This is a genomic window from Azospirillum sp. B510, assembly GCF_000010725.1.
In the GTDB taxonomy this organism is placed as follows: Bacteria; Pseudomonadota; Alphaproteobacteria; order Azospirillales; family Azospirillaceae; genus Azospirillum; species Azospirillum lipoferum_B.
Genome location: NC_013857.1, coordinates 188,739 through 208,214, shown reverse-complemented (window position 1 = coordinate 208,214; position 19,476 = coordinate 188,739). Strand labels below are relative to the sequence as shown.

General features: G+C 66.0%; 16 protein-coding genes and 2 pseudogenes. 16 read left to right on the top strand and 2 right to left on the bottom strand.

The features are described from left to right. The first annotated feature begins 9 nt into the window (after positions 1 to 9). The 3 genes from AZL_RS25430 to AZL_RS25420 all read left to right on the top strand — a co-directional run bounded on the left by AZL_RS25430 (position 10) and on the right by AZL_RS25420 (position 3,300). The gene (locus tag AZL_RS25430; RefSeq protein ID WP_012977292.1) at positions 10 to 564 is read left to right on the top strand and encodes a sarcosine oxidase subunit gamma family protein; all 555 of its coding nucleotides are present in this window, start codon (positions 10 to 12) and stop codon (positions 562 to 564) included. Positions 565 to 579: 15 nt separating this feature from the next. Next, a complete protein-coding gene (glyA, locus tag AZL_RS25425) occupies positions 580 to 1,854 on the top strand; it encodes a serine hydroxymethyltransferase (RefSeq protein WP_012977291.1) in 1,275 nt (424 codons plus the stop codon). A 63-nt stretch (positions 1,855 to 1,917) separates the two neighbouring features. Continuing rightward, the gene (locus AZL_RS25420; protein ID WP_012977290.1) at positions 1,918 to 3,300 is read left to right on the top strand and encodes an L-serine ammonia-lyase; all 1,383 of its coding nucleotides are present in this window, start codon (positions 1,918 to 1,920) and stop codon (positions 3,298 to 3,300) included. A 6-nt stretch (positions 3,301 to 3,306) separates the two neighbouring features. On the opposite strand, the pseudogene AZL_RS37180 reads toward AZL_RS25420, so the two are convergent. Continuing rightward, a pseudogene (locus tag AZL_RS37180) lies at positions 3,307 to 3,459 on the bottom strand (SDR family oxidoreductase); the annotation flags it as partial. 118 nt (positions 3,460 to 3,577) lie between these two features. Here AZL_RS37180 and AZL_RS34765 point away from each other — a divergent pair. The 13 genes and pseudogenes from AZL_RS34765 to AZL_RS37175 all read left to right on the top strand — a co-directional run. After that, entirely contained in the window at positions 3,578 to 4,729 is a 1,152-nt protein-coding gene (locus tag AZL_RS34765; protein WP_012977289.1) for an IS30-like element ISAzs27 family transposase, read from the top strand. Positions 4,730 to 5,143: 414 nt separating this feature from the next. Next, positions 5,144 to 6,793, top strand: a complete 1,650-nt coding sequence (locus AZL_RS25410; protein WP_158306016.1) for a sensor domain-containing diguanylate cyclase — start codon at positions 5,144 to 5,146, stop codon at positions 6,791 to 6,793. Positions 6,794 to 6,916: 123 nt separating this feature from the next. Continuing rightward, the gene (gene mazG, locus AZL_RS25405; protein WP_012977287.1) at positions 6,917 to 7,726 is read left to right on the top strand and encodes a nucleoside triphosphate pyrophosphohydrolase; all 810 of its coding nucleotides are present in this window, start codon (positions 6,917 to 6,919) and stop codon (positions 7,724 to 7,726) included. A 218-nt stretch (positions 7,727 to 7,944) separates the two neighbouring features. After that, the gene (locus AZL_RS25400; RefSeq protein ID WP_012977286.1) at positions 7,945 to 9,306 is read left to right on the top strand and encodes a globin-coupled sensor protein; all 1,362 of its coding nucleotides are present in this window, start codon (positions 7,945 to 7,947) and stop codon (positions 9,304 to 9,306) included. A gap of 144 nt (positions 9,307 to 9,450) precedes the next feature. Further along, a complete protein-coding gene (locus tag AZL_RS25395; RefSeq protein ID WP_012977285.1) occupies positions 9,451 to 10,512 on the top strand; it encodes an AbrB family transcriptional regulator in 1,062 nt (353 codons plus the stop codon). A 115-nt stretch (positions 10,513 to 10,627) separates the two neighbouring features. After that, positions 10,628 to 12,541 (top strand): bifunctional sugar phosphate isomerase/epimerase/4-hydroxyphenylpyruvate dioxygenase family protein, encoded by a 1,914-nt coding sequence (locus AZL_RS25390; RefSeq protein ID WP_042445810.1) that lies wholly within the window; start codon positions 10,628 to 10,630, stop codon positions 12,539 to 12,541. 40 nt (positions 12,542 to 12,581) lie between these two features. Next, positions 12,582 to 13,031, top strand: coding sequence for a type II 3-dehydroquinate dehydratase (aroQ, locus tag AZL_RS25385; protein ID WP_012977283.1), 450 nt, complete (start codon positions 12,582 to 12,584; stop codon positions 13,029 to 13,031). Then, positions 13,028 to 13,927: a shikimate dehydrogenase gene (locus tag AZL_RS25380; RefSeq protein WP_012977282.1), complete on the top strand. Its 900-nt coding sequence runs from the start codon at positions 13,028 to 13,030 to the stop codon at positions 13,925 to 13,927. The genes aroQ and AZL_RS25380 overlap by 4 nt, the downstream gene beginning before the upstream one ends. A 59-nt stretch (positions 13,928 to 13,986) precedes the next feature. Beyond that, positions 13,987 to 14,604 (top strand): TRAP transporter small permease, encoded by a 618-nt coding sequence (locus AZL_RS25375; protein ID WP_012977281.1) that lies wholly within the window; start codon positions 13,987 to 13,989, stop codon positions 14,602 to 14,604. A 12-nt stretch (positions 14,605 to 14,616) separates the two neighbouring features. Beyond that, entirely contained in the window at positions 14,617 to 15,897 is a 1,281-nt protein-coding gene (locus tag AZL_RS25370) for a TRAP transporter large permease subunit (RefSeq protein WP_012977280.1), read from the top strand. 40 nt (positions 15,898 to 15,937) lie between these two features. Continuing rightward, positions 15,938 to 16,957 (top strand): TRAP transporter substrate-binding protein, encoded by a 1,020-nt coding sequence (locus tag AZL_RS25365; RefSeq protein ID WP_012977279.1) that lies wholly within the window; start codon positions 15,938 to 15,940, stop codon positions 16,955 to 16,957. A gap of 122 nt (positions 16,958 to 17,079) precedes the next feature. Then, positions 17,080 to 17,757, top strand: coding sequence for a TetR/AcrR family transcriptional regulator (locus tag AZL_RS25360; protein WP_042445805.1), 678 nt, complete (start codon positions 17,080 to 17,082; stop codon positions 17,755 to 17,757). Positions 17,758 to 17,777: 20 nt separating this feature from the next. Next, positions 17,778 to 17,992 (top strand): annotated as a pseudogene (locus tag AZL_RS37175) (acyl-CoA dehydrogenase family protein); the annotation flags it as partial. A 176-nt stretch (positions 17,993 to 18,168) separates the two neighbouring features. Here AZL_RS37175 and purT read toward each other — a convergent pair. Further along, on the bottom strand, positions 18,169 to 19,338 hold the full coding sequence (gene purT / locus AZL_RS25355; RefSeq protein WP_012977277.1) for a formate-dependent phosphoribosylglycinamide formyltransferase: 1,170 nt from the start codon (positions 19,336 to 19,338) through the stop codon (positions 18,169 to 18,171). Positions 19,339 to 19,476 lie beyond the last annotated feature (138 nt).

Sequence of the window (19,476 nt, the reverse complement as noted above, 5' to 3'; positions counted from 1 at the left end):
GACTCACCCGTGCTTCTGGCCAATCACCCGTTGCTGGGCAAGATCATCCCCGGCGATACCGCAAGCCGGCTGAGCATCCGTGCCGCCGAGGACACCGCCCGTTTCAGCCTGCGCATCGCACCCGCCGCCGTCGAGGCGGCCGGGGCGGCTTTCGGCTCGCCGCTCCCCACCCGCATCGGCGGACTGGTGGAGTCCGGCGGGCGGGCCGCGCTTCAACTCGGCCCCGACGAATGGATGCTGACGGCGCCGGTCGCGGAGAGCGACGGCATCGCCGAGTCCTTCGCCGCCCTTCAGGAACCGCACAGCCTGGTCGATACCGGCCATCGCGAGGTCGCCATCCTGGTGGAAGGGGAGGCGGCGGCGCTCGCCCTGCGCTCGGCCATCGCCTTCGACATCGAAGCGATGGCGGTCGGCAGCGGCTGCCGCACCCTGTTCGACAAGGCGCAGATCGTCCTGGTCCGCGAGGACAAGAACCGCTTCCGGATCGAGGTCTGGCGCTCCTTCGCCGACCATGTCTGGGGACTCCTGCACGCCGTCAGCCGCGAAATCGCGCTCGGCATCTGATCAAGGAAACCGTTCATGAACCGTCATCAGTCTCTGCCAAAGCCCGATCTCGCCGATGCCGCGATCGCCGCGGCCATTGGGCGCGAATTGAACCGCCAGAAGTACGAGATCGAGCTGATCGCCTCGGAGAACATCGTCTCGGCGGACGTGCTGGCCGCCCAAGGCTCCATCCTCACAAACAAATACGCCGAAGGCTATCCGGGCCGCCGCTATTACGGCGGCTGCGCGTTCGTGGACGAGATCGAGACCATCGCCATCGACCGCGCCAAGCAATTGTTCGGCGCCGGCTTCGTCAATGTCCAGCCGCATTCGGGCGCCCAGGCCAATCAGGCCGTCTTCCTGGCACTGCTCCAGCCGGGTGACCGGGTGATGGGCATGTCGCTGGCCCATGGCGGCCACCTGACCCACGGCTCGCCGGTGACCATGTCGGGCAAATGGTTCGACATCGTCAGCTACGAGGTGCGCGAGAGCGACCAACTGATCGACTATGACGCCCTGCGTGCCAAGGCGCTGGAAACCAGGCCGAAGCTGATCGTCGCCGGCGCCTCGGCCTACCCGCGGGTGATCGATTTCGCCGAGTTCCGCCGCATCGCCGACGAGGTCGGCGCCTATCTGATGGTGGACATGGCCCATTACGCCGGGCTGGTTGCCACCGGCAACTACCCGGACCCGCTGCCGCATGCCCATGTGGTGACCACCACCACCCACAAGACCTTGCGCGGTCCTCGCGGCGGCATGATCCTGACCAACGACGAGGCGCTGGCCAAGAAGTTCAATTCGGCGGTGTTCCCCGGCAACCAGGGCGGGCCGCTGATGCATGTCATCGCCGCCAAGGCGGTCGCCTTCGGCGAGGCGCTGACTCCGGAGTTCAAGGCTTACGCCGCGCAGGTGGTGGCCAACGCCAGGGCGCTGTCCGCCACGCTGGTCAAGGGCGGCCTGGACATCGTCTCCGGCGGCACCGACTGCCACATGGTGCTGGTCGATCTGCGGCCGAAGGGCGTGAAGGGCCGCGATGCCGAACGTGCGCTGGAACGGGCCGGCCTGACCTGCAACAAGAACGCCATCCCATTCGACCCGGAAAAGCCGGCGGTGACCTCAGGCGTTCGGCTCGGCACCGCGGCGGGCACCACCCGCGGCTTCGGAGAGGCGGAGTTCACCCGCATCGGCGAACTGATCCTGACCGTCGTCGACGCGCTCGCCGCCGCCGGACCGGACGGCGATGCCGAGGTCGAGAAGCGGGTGCACGGCGAGGTTCGCGAATTGTGTGAGCGCTTCCCGATCTACGGCTGACGTGGTTTCCTGCCACCGGCAGACCCTGTCTTGGGCCGACGGATGTGACCTGACGAGGCACCGATGTTTCTCAGTGTTTTCGATGTGTTCAAGATCGGCATCGGCCCGTCCTCGTCACACACGATGGGGCCGATGACCGCGGCTGTGCGGTTCCTCGACCTGCTGCGGGCGCGGACGGAGGTCGCGCCCGTGGCGATCAGGGTCCGACTGCACGGCTCGCTCGCCTTCACCGGCAAGGGCCATGCGACGGACCGTGCCGTGCTGCTCGGCCTTCTCGATTACCGGCCGGACAATCTCGACGTCGACAAGGCTGAAGAGCGCATCGCCGAACTGTGGCGGACACGGAGACTACAGCCCGGCGGCCTGCCGGCGCTGGACTTCGATCCGGAAACGGATCTGGTCTTCGACTTCGGGCCGCCGTTGCCGGGCCATGCCAACGGTTTGGTTTTCCAGGCTCTGGACCGGGCGGGCAGGGTGGTGCTTTCGGAAATCTTCTATTCCATCGGCGGCGGCTTCGTCGTCACGGCGGCGGAGCGGGAGTCCCCACCGGCGGTGTTCGAAAACGAGTCCGCCGGCTGGCCCTATCCTTTCCACAACGCCGCGGCGATGCTGCGGATGGCGCGGGAAAGTGGCTTGTCGATCGCCGGGATGAAACGCGCCAACGAGATCGTCGTCCGCTCCGCCGCCGAGGTGGAGGAAAAGCTCGGCGATATCTGGGCGGCGATGAATGGCTGTATCGAGCGCGGTCTCGGCCTGGATGGCCAGCTTCCCGGCAGCCTGAAGGTGAAGCGGCGGGCCAAGGCCATCCACCAGCAGCTTCTGCGCGAGCGCGGGGCGAATTCCAGTCTTCCGCATGTCGCCTCAGACTGGCTCAGCATCTATGCGATGGCCGTCAATGAGGAGAATGCGGCCGGCGGCAAGGTGGTGACCGCGCCCACCAACGGGGCGGCGGGGGTCGTGCCGGCGGTGATCCGCTATTACCTCGACCATTGCGCCGGGGCCGAGTCGGCGAAGGTCGCCGATTTCCTGCTCACCGCGGCGGCGATCGGCGGCCTCATCAAGCACAACGCGTCGATCTCCGGGGCGGAGGCCGGCTGTCAGGGCGAGGTCGGGTCCGCCGCCGCCATGGCCGCGGCCGGATTGTGCGCCGTGCTGGGCGGAACGCCGGAGCAGGTGGAGAATGCGGCGGAGATCGCGCTGGAACATCACCTCGGCATGACCTGCGACCCGGTCGCCGGTCTGGTGCAGGTGCCCTGCATCGAGCGCAATGCCATCGGCGCGACCAAGGCGGTGGCCGCCGCCTCCCTGGCGCTACGCGGCGACGGCCAGCACTTCATGCCGCTGGACAACTGCATCCAGGCGATGAGGCAGACCGGCGAAGAGATGAGCACGAAATTCAAGGAAACCAGTCTCGGCGGGCTCGCGGTCAATTTGCCGGAATGCTGACGATCTTCAGAGGGAGGGGGAGAAGCGCGGCCTCGGACCGGAGACGATAAAGCCCCGAAGGGCCGGCGTCGGCCACCGCAACATTCCGCCATCGACCGGCAGTTCCGCCCCAGTGATGAAGCTCGCCTCCTCACTGGCGAGGAACAGCGACGTTTGCGCCCACAAGCCAATAATTTCCATAATTTCCGTTATGCGTTTTTACTGTGTAGGCGGGGTAGGTTCTATTCTGAAGTGCAACTTTCCTGTAATCACAGGGCTTTACGGGTGGTGAGCGCTGATGGGTGAGCATTATTCGCAGATCGATTTCGCCGAGCGCCGCCGCATCCAGGATATGCGCGACGCCAAGATGCCGGTGACGGCGATAGCCGAGGCTTCGGGTCGTCACCGGTCGACCATCCACCGGGAAATCCGGCGCAACTTCTATCACGACCCGTTTCGAGATCGCTGGGGCAAAGAGTACAAGGGCTACTTCTGCACCAGCGCCCAGAAGTATGCCCATGATCAACGCTCTCGTCGTAGATTGAAACTGACGCTCAAGCCGGTTCTGCGCGACCACGTGATCGCCAAGCTGCGGGAGGGCTGGTCGCCACAACAGATTGCTGGCCGCCTCAAGTTGGATGCTTCTGATAGCGCGACAGTGTCGCACGAGACGATTTACCGCTTCATCTACGGTCCAGAAGGGCGAACCCTTAATCTCTATGCGCTTTTGGCCGTCGCCCGGCGTCGGCGTCGCAAGCGCATGGGGCGCAAACCACGCAACAGTCCGATCCCCGCTGAGCGCTCAATCGCCAATCGTCCGGCCGAGGTGGAGACCCGGCAGAGTTTCGGGCACTGGGAATGTGACTTGGTGATCTTCAGCCCTCAGCTCGGCAAATCGAACATCACGTCTCTTCAGGAACGTCAGAGCCGATACCACATCCTCATTGCCAATGAGGATCGCCGCTCAGCCGGGGTGATTAGCCGGATCGGAACGGTGCTTGGCAAATTTCCACATCATGCATGCCGAACCATTACTTTTGACCGGGGAACGGAGTTCCTATCATACAAAAGCCTATCGTTGGACAGTTATTTTTGCAATCCGCACAGCCCCTGGCAAAAGGGTGGTGTTGAGAATGCCAACGGACGTTTGCGGCGATATTTGCCTCTGGGCGTCCCTGTAGCGGAGCGCAATGGCTCAGCACTTGCCGCCCTCGCGAAGCGGCTCAACGATACGCCACGCCGCTGCCTTGACTACAGGACGCCAGCCGAAGTCTTTGGTGAATACCAGCTACGCCTGAGCGCCATGAGAGGCCGTGAAACCAGCAGACCTCCCCTGCCCCGCCGCTCGCACCGGTGGGTCCACAGGCTTGATCCGCCATCGCGATGGAGGCGCGCGGATCAAGCCTATGGACTACCGGTACGAGCTCTCCTCTCCCAACATGATGGCTAAAAAGCTGGCCCCCCGATCAACAAAAACGTGTTGTCGCACTTCAGCTTGATTCCGCGGCAAAGCTAAACTGTCAGTCCAGCGCAACATAGACGCCGCGGTCTCCTGTCGGAAGAACCGGAGAGCGACCATTCCGATGCCAATCCTCATCATAGCCGGGTTGCACGGGAGGTAACGAATTTTAACGATCCAGGTCTGGGCTTTTCCGATTGCAACAGGCATACGGACATCGTCGATTTGGTTTTGTTGCATGGTGGCTCTTGCGGGATCGATGGCTGTACTCGATTGATCGGTGCGGATCGCCAGGCCAGGCTCTTTCTGGTCCACGAGCGGACTCCGTCATGTCTTGCCCACCGAACCGCGACTGAGATGCCCGTCCGATCGATTGGAACGATGATTGTCGGGATCTGGCAAGGCATGGGACTGCGAGCCCGCCTTGAGGTCTTTATCATTGCCGCTTTTTTCCCCCTGATCATCTTCATCGCATCGTTGTTCCAGCAACAACGGCATGCGGACATCGACCACGCCCGCCAACGCGTTCTCGCGCTTGCCACGCAGGGAGCGTCCCAGCAGGCGGAAATAATGACCCGTGTTCGCGGGACGCTGCAGACCCTGGCCATGATACCGGATGTCTATCGGTACCAATCGGAAAACTGCGGGGCGACCTTGCGCAGGATCCTGCCGTTCCAGCCCTGGAGCACCGGATTCGCCATCGCCACCCCGGATGGCCGAATCCCGTGTCGGTCGGCGCTGGGGGCAAGCATCATACAGTCCATGGCCGACCAGGGTTATTTTCAGAAGGCGCTCGCCACAAGAACCTTCAGCACCAGCGATTTCCGCATCGGGCGCGAGTCGGGCAAGGCCGTTGTCGGCGCCGCGCAACCGATACTGGACGATGACGGCACGGTGCGGATGGTGTTGCTGGCAGGGCTTGACCTGAAATGGGTCGGCGAACTGATCAAGGAGGCCGCCGAGGCGCCCGGAACCACTGTGACCATGTTCGACGCCCAGTGCACGGTCCTGGCGAGAGAGCCGGACCCGCACGGTCTGATCGGCAAGGCTATGATGGACCATCCCGTCTGCCGGGGGCTTTTCCGCGCGGATGAGGGGGTTCTGGAAGAGAACGGCCTGGACGGTCGGCCGATGATCATCGGCTTCGCGACGCTGGATGATACGGGCGGGCGAATCGCGGTCAGCATCCTCCGCGATTTTGCGCTCGAAGAGGTGAATCGCAAAACGATGTGGGGGATCACCATTCTGGCCGGTGTCGTCGCCACCATCGTCATCGGCATCTGGTTCCTGCTCGACCTGCTGGTGCTGAGAGGATTGCGGGACCTTCAGCAATCCGCCAGCGCGCTGTCGGCCGGCCGGGTCGACAGCGTTGGCGCGACGACCGCAGCCGGATTGCGGGCCCGCGAGATCGGCAATGCGGCCCAGGCGGTGCAGAACATGGGCGTCGCCTTGCAGAGCATCGCCTTCAAGGACCAGTTGACGGGCTTGGCGAACCGCAGACATCTGGAAGGCCTAATCCTGGATCTGCAGGCATCGTCCTTCGATCGCCGGAGAACGCTGGCGTTGCTCTGCATCGATCTCGACGGTTTCAAGCCGGTGAATGATCGGTATGGGCACCATGTCGGCGACGCCGTGCTGGCGGAGGTCGGTTGCCGGCTGCTCCAGTGCGTGCGCGGGAACGACGAAGCCATACGGCTGGGCGGCGACGAATTCCTTGTTTGCCTTTCACTCGCCTTGCCCGACAGGGCGATGCCGATGGAGGCCGCGTCGCGCATCATCGCCTCCCTGTCGGCACCGATGGTCCTGGGCGGGGTCGAGGTCCGGATCGGATGCAGTATCGGAATGGCGCTCTGGCCGATCGACGATGCGGATTTCGATACGGCCCTGCGCTATGCCGACCAAGCCCTCTATCAGGCCAAACGGAACGGACGGGGCAGGATCGAGCGGCACGGTACGGCGACCTCCACCGATATGAATGTCCCCGATATCAACATCCCCGACGAGAACGCCACCGACCTGAGCGCCGATGCACCCGCCGGTTCCAAGGCCGATTGACCGCCGCCCCTCCCACGCCTCGCCTTTCCGGAGCGGTCTCTTCACCGCTTCCCCCGCCCGGCCCCGTCCGTTATCGTCGCGGCCTCTCCCCTTCCCTCCCCCGTACCCCGGAGACCGCAAGACATGACCCGCAACATCGACCGGCTGCTCGACGTGATGGCGCGGCTGCGGAATCCCGACGGTGGCTGTCCATGGGATTTGGAACAGACCTATCGCACCATCGCCCCGCACACGATCGAAGAGGCCTATGAGGTCGCCGACGCCGTCGAGAAGGACGACAAGGTCGCCCTGCGCGAGGAACTGGGCGATCTGCTGTTCCAGGTCGTCTATTACAGCCAGATGGCGCGCGAGGAGGGGCTGTTCGATTTCGACGAGGTGGCCGGCGTCATCACCGACAAGATGATCCGCCGCCATCCCCATGTCTTCGGACCGGAGGAGGTGAAGACCTCAGACCAGCAGACCTCGCGCTGGGAGGAGCACAAGGCGGCCGAGCGGGCGGCGAAGGCGGCGGAGGAAGGCAGGGCGCCCTCTGCGCTGGAAGGGGTGATCGCCGGGCTGCCGGCGCTGACCCGCGCGCTGAAGTTGCAGAACCGCGCGGCGCGTGTCGGCTTCGACTGGACCGATGCCCGCGACATTCTCGACAAGATCGAGGAGGAGGTGCGGGAGTTGCGGGCGGAGATGGATGCCGGCTCGGGACAGGAACGGGTGGCGGACGAATTGGGCGACCTGCTGTTCGCGCTGGTCAATCTCGCCCGCCGGATGAAGGTGGAGCCGGAGACCGCGCTGCGCGGCACCAACGCCAAGTTCGAACGACGTTTCCATCGCATCGAAGCGCTGCTGGCCGCCGAGAGGCGCAAGCCGCAGGACGCCACGCTGGATGAGATGGAAGCGATGTGGCAGCGGGCCAAGCGGGAGGAACGCGGCGAGGCGTGACAGCCGGACGGATCGGCAAACCCGACCGATCGGCCGGGAAGGAATAGGCCAAATCGCATGGTATGGAATGGTCCATGACCAATTCCTGATTCACTTCATATGCATATAAATGTATGAAGAAATTGAGGCCCTCCGACGCTCCTTACGGGAAATCCAGATCGGTAGCCGTTGCGTAAAATCGTACGCTTCAGGCACCGGAACCGAGGATCGTCCACAAAATGACCGTCGAGCTGACAGATCTACAGGCCAAGCGACTCGCCACCTTCTCCATAACCGATGACGATCTTGCCCGATTGCGGAACAACCGCGCGTTCGCCGAACAGCGGCTCCCGGCACTTCTTGAGGAATGGCACCGGCATTTCGACGCATGGCCGGAAATACAGGCGGCCTTGAGGATGCCGGAGGTGCATGCCGCGCGGCTGGACCATTGGATGCGGGTCGCGTCCGGCCGGATCGATGCCGGGTTCGCCGAGTCCGCCGAACGGCTCGCGGGCCTGTTCTACCGGAACGGCGTTCCCGCCTATGCGGTGGCGATCTGCCACCATGTCGTCAGTTCCGGCATCGCCCGCGAACTGGGCCTCTCGGGCGACGGTGACGGTTTGGCATCCGCCTTGTTCGGCGCGGGCGCCCGCCGCAGCCGCGCCGCACAGCTTGAAACGCTGAGCAAGATCGCGTGGTTCGACATGGAACTGCTCCTGGAGACCTACAAGGCGGCGGAGGAGGACAGCAAACGAGCCACGCTCGACCAGCTCGCCACCAGTTTCGAGGACAGCGTGAAGGGCATCGTGGAAGGCACCGTCGCCGCCTCCAACCAGATGCAGGCCAATGCCAAGCGCATGTCGGAGATCGCCAGCAGCACCAGCCGCCGCTCCTGCGACGTTGCGTCGGAGACCGAGGTGGCGGCGTCCAGCATGCAGACGGTGGCGGCGGCGACCGAACAGCTCGCCAGCTCCATCGCCGACATCAGCCGCAATGTCACCCAATCGTCCCGGATCTCCTCCTCCGCCGTCGATGAGGCGGAGCGGACCAAGGAGACGGTCAGCGGCCTGGTCGAAGCGGCCCAGCGCATCGGCGACGTGGTCAGCCTGATCAACAGCATCGCCAGCCAGACCAATCTGCTGGCCCTGAACGCCACCATCGAGGCGGCGCGGGCCGGCGAGGCGGGCAAGGGCTTCGCCGTCGTCGCCAGCGAGGTGAAGCATCTCGCCAACCAGACGGCCAAGGCGACGGAGGATATCTCCGGCCAGATCACCGGCATGCAGAGCGCCGCCGCCAACGCCGCCGCTGCGATCCACGCGGTCGGGCGAACCATCACCAACATCAACGAGATCGTCACTACCGTCGCCGCCACGGTGGAGGAGCAGACCGCCGCGACGCAGGAGATCACCCGCAATGTGCAGGAGGTCGCGGTCGGCTCCCGCCGGGTCACGGAATCCATCGGTCAGGTCACACAATCCTCCTCGGAGACCGGAAACATCGCCCGTGAGGTGCTGGCGGCTTCCGGCCTGCTGCACCGGCAGGCGGACGAACTGCACCGCGGCGTCGGCGAGTTCCTGACACGGATCCGCACCGCCCGCTGATCGTCCCTCCCCCACCGCGCCTGCCCCGCGCATGGCTGCCGCGCCCGTTCCCCCGCTGGACGGGCGGGGTCGGCGGCAGGCAGCATGCCGGCATCGCCAATCAGTCGCTCAAGGGATGAGGTCGTGTCGGGTGTTGGGGACGGAATGGGATGGGGCAGGCTGACACCGAAGGCCCGGAAGCCGATGCAATGGGCCGGCCTGCTTGGCCTGTCCGCAGCGGCGACCCTGGGGCTGGACGCCGTCGGTCTGCCGGCCGCCTGGCTGATCGGTCCGATGATCGGCGCGATCGCGTTCGGCGTCGGCGGCGCCTCCATCCGGGTTCCGCCGCCGGGTTTCACCATGGCGCAGGCGATCATCGGCTGTCTCGTCGCCCATGCCGTGACGTCGTCGATCCTGCTGTCCATCGCCCGGAATTGGCCGCTGATGCTGGGGACCGTCGGGCTGACCGTGCTGGTCAGCGGCATCGTCGGCTGGCTGTTCGTCCGCTATGGCAGCCTGCCCGGCACCACCGCGGCCTGGGGTGTGTCTCCGGGTGCGGCCTCCGCCATGGTGGCGATGGCCGGGGAATACGGGGCGGATGTCCGGCTCGTCGCGGTGATGCAGTATCTGCGCGTGGTGCTGGTCGTGTTCAGCGCATCGCTGGTGACGCATGCCTTGACCGCCGGCCCGCAGGGCGGCGCCATACCGGCGGCGCCCGTTGAAGCGCTGGATCCGGGAGGATTGGCGGCGACGCTGCTGGTCGCCGTGGCCGGGGGCTGGATCGGCGTCCGTTTCCGCATTCCCTCGGGCGCATTGCTGGTGCCGATGGTGCTCGGTGCGCTGGTGCAGGGCGGCATCGGGGTGACCCTGCAACTGCCGCACCTGCTGCTGACCGTCACCTATGCCGTCATCGGCTGGAGCATTGGATTGCGCTTCACGGCCGAAGTGCTGCGCCATGCCCTGCGCGCCGTGCCGCAGATGCTGCTGTCGACCGGGTTGATGATCGCCCTGTGCAGCCTGTCGGCCTGGATGCTGGTCACGCTGCTGCCGACCGACCCGCTGACCGCCTTTCTCGCCACCAGCCCGGGCGGTCTCGATTCCGTGGTGGTGATCGCGCTGGGCAGCGGGGTGGATCTGCCGCTGGTGCTGGCACTTCAGACCCTGCGGCTGTTCGTGGTCGTCCTGTCGGGGCCGCCGCTGGCCCGGCTGATCGCCCGCCACGCCTGATGCGCGAACAGTCCGCATCATCGACCATTTGCCATCGAAACATATTGCGGCGAAATGTACGAACTGGTACGTATGTTGGCACCAATGAAACATGCCGCTGCCGAAGGGGCACCCCATGCCGTCCAGCGCTTTCACCTTCAAAAAGTCGATCGCCACCGTCTCGCTCAGCGGCACCCTGCCGGAGAAGCTGGAGGCGGCGGCGGCCATCGGCTTCGACGGGGTCGAGATCTTCGAGAATGACCTGCTGACTTTCGACGGGTCGCCCGCCGACGTCCGCCGCATCGCCGAATCCCTGGGGCTGGAAATCACCATTTTCCAGCCTTTCCGCGATTTCGAGGCGATGCCGGACCCGATCCGCGTCCGCAACCTCGACCGGGCGGAACGCAAGTTCGACGTGATGCAGGAACTCGGCACCGATCTCGTGCTGGTCTGCTCCAACGTCCAGCCCGCCGCGATCGATGATCCCGCCCGCGCCGCCGCCGACCTCGCCGAGATGGCGGAACGGGCGCGGCGCCGGGGCTTGCGCATCGGCTACGAGGCGCTGGCCTGGGGCCGCCACGTCAACCGCTGGCGCCAAGCCTGGGACATCGTGCAGCGCGCCGACCACCCGGCGCTGGGATTGATCGTCGACAGCTTCCACACTTTGGCGCTGGATGACGATCCATCCGGCATCGCCGAGCTGCCGGGCGAGCGCATCTTCTTCGTCCAACTGGCCGACGCGCCGAAGCTGTCGATGGATGTGCTGTCCTGGAGCCGCCATTTCCGCAATTTCCCCGGCCAGGGCCAGTTGCCGGTCCAGGGCTTCGTCGATGCGGTGCTGGCGTCCGGCTATCGCGGCCCGCTGTCGCTGGAGATCTTCAATGACGAGTTCCGCGCCGCCCCGGCCCGCCTGACCGCTCTCGACGGGCTGCGCTCGCTGATCCATGCCGAGGCGGAGGCCGGCTTCGGTCCCGGTTTGCCGGCGCCGCCGGTCTGCCAGGGGGTGGAGTTCCTCGAATTCGCCGTCGACGCGGCGGCACGCGACCGGCTGTCCGCCCTGCTCGCCAGCCTGGGCTTCCACCATGCCGGACGCCATCGCTCCAAGGATGTCGATCTCTATCGCCAGGGTGGCGTCAACCTCGTGCTGAATAGCGAGGAGGATTCGGCGGCGTCGGAGCATTTCCAGATGCATGGCCCGTCGGTCTGCGCCATGGCCTTCACGGTCGACGATGCCGCCCGCACCATCGCCCGCGCCGAGGCGTTGCGCTGCGTTCTGTGGCGCGAGCGGGTCGGCGACGGCGAGCGCCGCATCCCGGCGCTGCGCGCCCCGGACGGCACGCTGATCTATCTGGTCGACGACAAGGAAGCCCGCCGCAGCATCTGGGAGGACGACTTCCACCTCTTCCCCGCGGAGGAGCCGGCGACGTCGGGCGAACCGCCCCTGCTCGGCATCGACCATGTCGCCCAGGCCCTGCCCTTCGGCCGGATGGACAGCTTCGTCCTGTTCTACCGCGCCGTCTTCGGCTTCGTGCCGGAAAGCCTGTGGGAGTTGCCCGACCCCTATGGCCTGATCCGCAGCCGGGCGCTGGTCAGCCCCGATGCGGAGCCGGGCCGGGGTGTGCGGCTGCCGCTGAACATCTCCGAAAGCCGACGGACCGCGACCGGGCGTTTCGTCAGCGCCACCGCAGGGGCCGGCGTCCACCACATCGCCTTCGCCGCATCCGACGCCGCCGCCCTGGTGGGGGAGCGTCTGGCCGCCGGCGCGCCCTTCCTGCCGATCCCCGCCAATTACTATGACGACCTGGCGGTCAAGCACCCGCTGGACGATGCGGCGCTGGAGGCGCTGAAACAGCGCGAGCTGCTGTATGACCGCGACGACCAGGGTGACTTCCTGCACGCCTACACCGACAGCTTCGCCGACCGATTCTTCTTCGAGATGGTGGAACGGCGTGGCGGTTACCGCCAGTTCGGCGCCGTCAACGCCGCCGTGCGCATGGCGGTCCAGGCCCAACTGCGCGAAGGCGCCAGACCCGAGTTTCTTCTCGACTGAAAATGACCGAAACAGTGCGTTTATTGGGAGACGCCCACCGATGAGCAGCCCCGTCCTGATCCTGAACGGCCCCAACCTGAACCTGCTGGGCAAGCGCGAGCCGCACATCTATGGCCACGAGACCCTGGCGGATGTCGAGGCCGATTGCCGCCGCACCGCCGAGACGCTGGGGCTTGTCCTGGAGTTCCGCCAGTCCAATGCCGAACATGTGCTGATCGACTGGATCCACGAGGCGCGCGAGACGGCGGCCGGGCTGATCATCAATCCAGCCGGCCTCAGCCACACCTCGGTTTCGCTGATGGACGCGCTGTCGGCCTGCGCCTTCCCGATCCTGGAGGTCCATATCTCCAACATCCACCGGCGCGAGGAATTCCGCCATTTCTCCTATGTGTCGCGGGTCGCCGCCGGGGTGATCTGCGGTTTCGGCACCCAGGGCTATGCGCTGGCCGTACAGCGGATGGCCCGCCTGCTGGAAAGCGCCGCGCAATGAACGCCATCCCCCGGCCCTCCTCCGTCGCCCCCTCCATCCTCGCCGGCCTGATCGGCGCCGGCATCCAGGCCTCCCGCACCCCGGCGATGCATGAGCGGGAGGCCGACGCGCTCGGACTGCGCTGCCTCTACCGGCTGATCGATCTCGACCGCCTCGGCCTCGGCCCCGATGCCCTGCCCGATCTCCTGCTGGGCGCCGAGCGCATGGGCTACACCGGCCTGAACATCACCTATCCGTGCAAGCAGGCGATCATCCCCCTGCTGGACGCGCTGTCCGACGATGCCCGCGCCATCGGGGCGGTCAACACCGTCGTGCTGAGGGATGGCCGCCGGGTCGGTCATAACACCGACTGCTCCGGCTTCGCCGAAGGCTTCCGCCGCGGTCTCGGCAAGGTGCCGATGGAGCGGGTGGTGCTGCTGGGCGCCGGTGGCGCCGGGGCGGCGGTCGGCCATGCCGCCTTCCATCTCGGCATCGGCCGGCTGGACATCTTCGATGCCGATCCGGCGCGGGCGGCGCTGCTGGCCGACCAGTTGAATGCCCGCTTCGGCGCCGGACGCGCCGCCGCGCTCCCTGGCCAGGACGGTCTGCGTGCCGCGATGGACGCCGCCGACGGGCTGATCCACGCCACGCCGACGGGCATGGCGAAATTCCCCGGCCTGCCGCTGCCGGCCGACATGCTGCATGCGCGGCTTTGGGTGGCCGAGATCGTCTATTTCCCACTGGAGACCGAACTGCTGCGCCGCGCCCGCGCCATCGGTTGCCGGACGCTGGACGGCGGCGGCATGGCGGTGTTCCAGGCGGTGGACGCGTTCCGACTGTTCACTGGGGTTTCCCCCGATGCCGAACGCGTCCGCGCGCATTTCGCATCGATGGACGCCGGTCCGCCGGCCACGTGATACTGATTTCCAAAGACATCAAGAAACCGGCCCGTGAGGCCGGTCCCCGGGAGGACCGCATGAGACAGCTGGTCGAGGCCTATTTCACCCTGATCAAGATCCTGATGGCGCTGTGCATGGCCGGCATGGTCGTGCTGGTGTTCGGCAACGTCGTTCTGCGCTACGCCTTCAACAGCGGCATCACCGTGTCGGAGGAGCTGTCGCGCCTGTTCTTCGTCTGGATGTGCTTCCTCGGCGCCATCCTCGGCCTGCGCGAGCGGGCGCATCTGGGCGTCGACACGCTGGTCGCGCGGCTGCCGCGCGCCGGCAAGATGGCCTGCGCGGTGGTCAGTTGCGGCCTGATGCTGTGGGTCACCTGGCTGGTGCTTCAGGGAAGCTGGACCCAGACGCTGATCAACTGGGACGCCCAAGCGCCGGCGACCGGCCTGTCGATGGGCCTGCTGTACGGCGTCGGCGTGGTGTTCGCCCTGTCGACCGGCGCCATCCTGCTGCACGAGATGGTTCGGCTGCTGACCGGAAAAATCTCCGACGCCGACCTCGTGATGGTCTCGGAATCGGAGGATCTGCCGGAGGCGACCGCCCATGGCGTCCACACCGGCGGGCATCGCACGCATCAGCAGGACGCCAACCGGCAAGGGGCTCCGCCCCTGCCCTCCAACACCGCCTCCAGCCGCTGAGGACGACGGACCATGACCATCACCATCTTCCTCGGCTCCCTGCTGGGCGCCATGGCCATCGGCATGCCCATCGCCTATGCCCTGCTGCTGTGCGGGGTGGCGCTGATGATCCAGCTCGACCTGTTCGACGCGCAGATCGTGGCGCAAAACCTGATCAACGGCGCCGACAGCTTCCCGCTGATGGCCGTGCCGTTCTTCATGCTGGCCGGCGAGATCATGAACACCGGCGGCCTCGCCAAGCGCATCGTCAACCTCGCCATGGCGATGGTCGGCCATATCCGCGGCGGGCTCGGCTATGTCGCCATCCTGGCGGCGACGGTGATGGCCAGCCTGTCGGGCTCGGCCGTGGCCGACGCCGCCGCACTCGCCACCCTGCTGGTGCCGATGATGGTGGCGGCGGGGCATGACCGCAACCAGTCGGCCGGGCTGATCTCCGCCAGCGCCATCATCGCGCCGATCATTCCACCCTCGATCGGCTTCGTCATCTACGGTGTCGCCGGCAACGTCTCGGTCACCAAGCTGTTCCTGGCGGGCATCTTCCCCGGCATCCTGCTGGCCATCGGCCTGTGCGGCGCCTGGTGGTACGTGTCGCGCAAGGAGAACCTGACACCGCCGCCGCGCCGCTCCCTGCGCGAAATCCTGGCGATCCTGCGCGAGGGCGTGTGGGCGCTGATGCTGCCGGTGATCATCATCGTCGGGCTGAAGTTCGGCGTCTTCACCCCGACCGAGGCCGCGGTGGTCGCCGCCGTCTATTCGCTGTTCGTCGCCGTCTGCGTCTATCGCGAAATGTCGATCGCCGACATCTATCCGGCCCTGCTGGGGGCGGCGAAGACGACCAGCGTCGTCATGTTCCTGGTCGCGGCGGCGCTGGTGTCGTCCTGGCTGATCACGGTCGCCAACCTGCCGGGCATGGTGACCGACCTGTTGACGCCGTTGATGGACAGCCCGACGCTGCTGCTGCTGGCGATGATGGCGCTGGTGGTGGCGATCGGCACCGCCATGGACATGACGCCGACCATCCTGATCCTGACGCCGATCCTGGTTCCGGTGTGCAGGCAGGCCGGCATCGACCCCGTCTATTTCGGCGTGCTGTTCATCATCAACAACGCCATCGGCCTGATCACGCCGCCGGTCGGCACCGTGCTGAACGTCGTCTGCGGCGTGTCGAAGGTCAGCATGGAGGGCGTCATCCGCGGCGTCTGGCCCTTCATGCTGGTCCAGTTGTTCGTCCTGTTCCTGCTGACCCTGTTCCCGTCGCTGGTCATGGTGCCGGCCGCCTGGCTCAGCCACTGATCCCCCGCCCTCACCAAGAAAGAATCCCGGAGGAACCCCTATGAAGACGCGCATGAAGTCCTTGCTGGCCGCTCTGATCCTGCCCGGCCTGCTGTTCGGCGGTGCGGCCGCTTCCGCCGAGTACAAGGAGCGCTCGGTCAAGTTCGCCTTCCAGAACGTCAAGGAACACCCGCAGGGCCAGGGCGCCCAGAAATTCGCCGACATCGTCGAGGCCAAGAGCGGCGGCAAGATCAAGGTGAAGCTGTTCCCCGGCGGCACGCTGGGCGGCGACGTGCAGACGGTGTCGGCGATGCAGGGCGGCATCATCGAGATGTCGGTGATGAATGCCGGCATCCTGGTTTCCCAGGCCAAGGAATTCGCCCTGGTCGACCTGCCCTTCCTGTTCAACAGCGCGACGGAGGCGGACGCCCTGCTGGACGGCCCGGTGGGCGAACAGCTGATGGCGAAGCTGCCGGAGAAGGGGTTGGTCGGCCTCGGTTTCTGGGATCTGGGATTCCGCAACCTGACCAACAACCGCCGGCCGGTTAAGAGCGCCGCCGACATCGCCGGCCTCAAGATCCGCGTGATCCAGACGCCGATCTACATCGACATCTTCAAGGCGCTGGGCGCCAATCCGGTGCCGCTGGCCTTCCCCGAACTCTACAGCGCGCTGGAGACCGGCACCGTCGACGGACAGGAGAACCCGGCCAAGACCATCGAGCTGACCAAATTCAACGAAGTCCAGAAATACATGACGATCACGCGGCACATCTACAATCCACAATCTTTGATTGTGTCCAAGAAGTTCTGGGACACGCTGAACGCCGACGAGAAGTCGCTGTTCCAGAGCGCCGCCGCCGAGGCCACCGTCTTCCAGCGCAAGCTGTCGCGCGAACAGGAGGCCGATGCGCTGGCCTCGCTGAAGGCCAAGGGCATGACCATCGACGAGCTGCCGGCCGACGAGCTCGCCAAGATCCGCGAGAAGGTCAAGCCGGTGGTCGACAAGTACAAGGCCGAGATCGGCGAGGCTCTGGTCACCCAGGCCTATGCGACGATCGAGAAGAAGCGCGCGGCGAACTGACGCGGACACGGGCGGAGGAGCGGATTTGTCCGCTCCTCCATTCCGGTATTGTGCATTCGACCGGGTTCGTTCATTACCCCCGGCGGCGGCGCTCCGGGCGCCACAGGACTATGGGACAGGACATGACGGCGGACGACGCGACCGGAATCACCAGGACAGGCAAGCCGAGCCGCAAGAACGATCCGGAAGGCACCCGTCAGGACATCCTCGAGGTCGCGACGGAAGAGTTCGCCTCGCTGGGCTTCAGCGGCGGCCGGGTCGATGCCATCGCCGCGCGAACCCGCACGACCAAGCGGATGATCTATTATTACTTCGGCGGCAAGGAGGAGCTGTATCTCGCCGTCCTGGAAAAGGCCTATGGCGACATCCGCGCCATCGAGAACCGGCTGAATCTTCAGGACCTGGAGCCGGAAACGGCGATCCGCACCCTGATCGACTTCACCTTCGATTATCATGAGCGACACGAGGATTTCATCAGGCTGGTCAGCATCGAGAACATCCACCGCGCCGAACATATGCGGAAATCAAAGGCGATCGCCAACCTGAACGTCACCGTCATCGACACGCTGGCCCGCATTCTGGAGCGCGGCCGTGCCAAGGGCGTGTTCAAGGCCGAGGTCAAGCCCATCGACCTCCATATGATGATCAGCGCCTTCTGTTTCTTCCGGGTCTCGAACCGCCATACCTTCAACCTGATCTTCCATCAGGATCTGGCGGCGTCCGATACCCGCTCCCGCCACAAGACGATGATCGCCGATACCATCGTCAGCCTGCTCAAGACGGAACCGTCATCGGTATGAGGCGGCGGCGGCCTAATTGTCTGGCCAAGGTCCAGGTCGCCGACACCCTGTTCAAGGCGGTCGATACCGCGATCCAGGCCTGCGGCGCGCGGCTATTCCAAGGACACGGTGCTGGAATGGATTTACCCGCTATGCCAGGCAGGCCAAGCTGGTCGACGGCGCGTCGGAGGTCCGCAAGATGGTGCTGAGCCGCGGCCACCTGTCCGAAGGCGACGGCTTCCGGAACTGGGCATGAACGGCGGCTGTCCCGACGCCGGACGCAAGGCCGCCCTGGAAGGCCGCCCTGGAAGGCCGCGCGGGCTGACCGCCCGGCTGGTACCTGTGCCTCGGCGGCGCCATCGCGGCCGGCGCCTTGCTCGTATGGTTCAGGCCCGATGCGCCGCGGTCATCGGGCCTGACGGTCGCCCGCCCTCAGGAATAGCGGATCGTCACCATGTCGGCCGCCCGCTTGGCGCGCGCCCGCGCGTCGTCGGTATCGGTGCCGGTGGCGAGCGCCACCCCCATGCGGCGGTTCTTGCGGGTGGTCGGCTTGCCGAACAGCCGGACATCGACCTCCTGCTCCGTCGATCCGATGCCGAGCGCCGCGGCCAGCCCGTCGATATGGAAGCTCTCCGCTTCGCGGTCGGCCAGGATGACGGCGGAGGCCGACGGGGCGCGGCAGACGATGTTCGGGATCGGCAGCCCCAGAATGGCACGGGCGTGCAATTCGAACTCCGACAGGTTCTGCGACAGCAGCGTCACCATGCCGGTGTCGTGCGGGCGCGGCGACAGTTCGGAGAAGACCACCTCGTCGGCGGTGACGAAGAACTCGACACCGAAGATGCCGTAACCGCCGAGATTGTCGACGACGCGGGCGGCCATCGCCTTGGCGTCGTCCAGCATCGCCTGCGGCATGGCGACCGGCTGCCAGGATTCCTGGTAGTCGCCACGTTCCTGCCGGTGTCCGATCGGCTCGCAATAGAGGATGCCGTCGCGGGTGCGGACGGTCAGCAGGGTGATCTCATAGTCGAAGGGGACGAATTCCTCGACGATCACCTTGCGGCGGTCGCCGCGCATGTTCGCCACCGCATAGTCCCAGGCAGCCTCCAGACCGGCCGCGTCCCTGACCGTGCTCTGCCCCTTGCCGGACGAGGACATCACCGGCTTGATCACACAGGGGAAGCCGGTGTGGTCGGCTCCGGCACGCACCTCCTCCAGGCTTTCGGCGTAGCGGTAGCGCGAGGTGCGCAGGCCAAGCTCGGTCGCCGCGACCTCACGGATGCGGTCGCGGTTCATCGTCATGGTCGCGGCGCGGGCCGACGGCACGACGATGGTGCCGGCATCCTCGAACTCGTGCAGTACCTCGGTGCGGATCGCCTCCACCTCGGGCACGATATAGTCGGGACGGTGCTTGGCGATCGCCGCGCGCAGAGCGTCGGCATCCAGCATGGAGAACACCTCCGCCCTGTCGGCGACCTGCATCGCCGGGGCATTGGCGTAGCTGTCGCAGGCGATGACCTCGCAGCCCAACCGCTTGGCCGCGATGACGAATTCCTTGCCCAGCTCCCCGGAGCCGAGCAGAAGGATCCTGGCGGTGAACATCCACGCACTCCCATATTGGCGACAGCTGCCAGACCATAGGGCGTCGCGCCGGCCGGGCCAAGCCCCGCCGTGTGTCCCACTCCCATCGGCGACGGGGCAGGCGGGAGACCGCAGCAATATTTCCAAAAAGAAATTGTA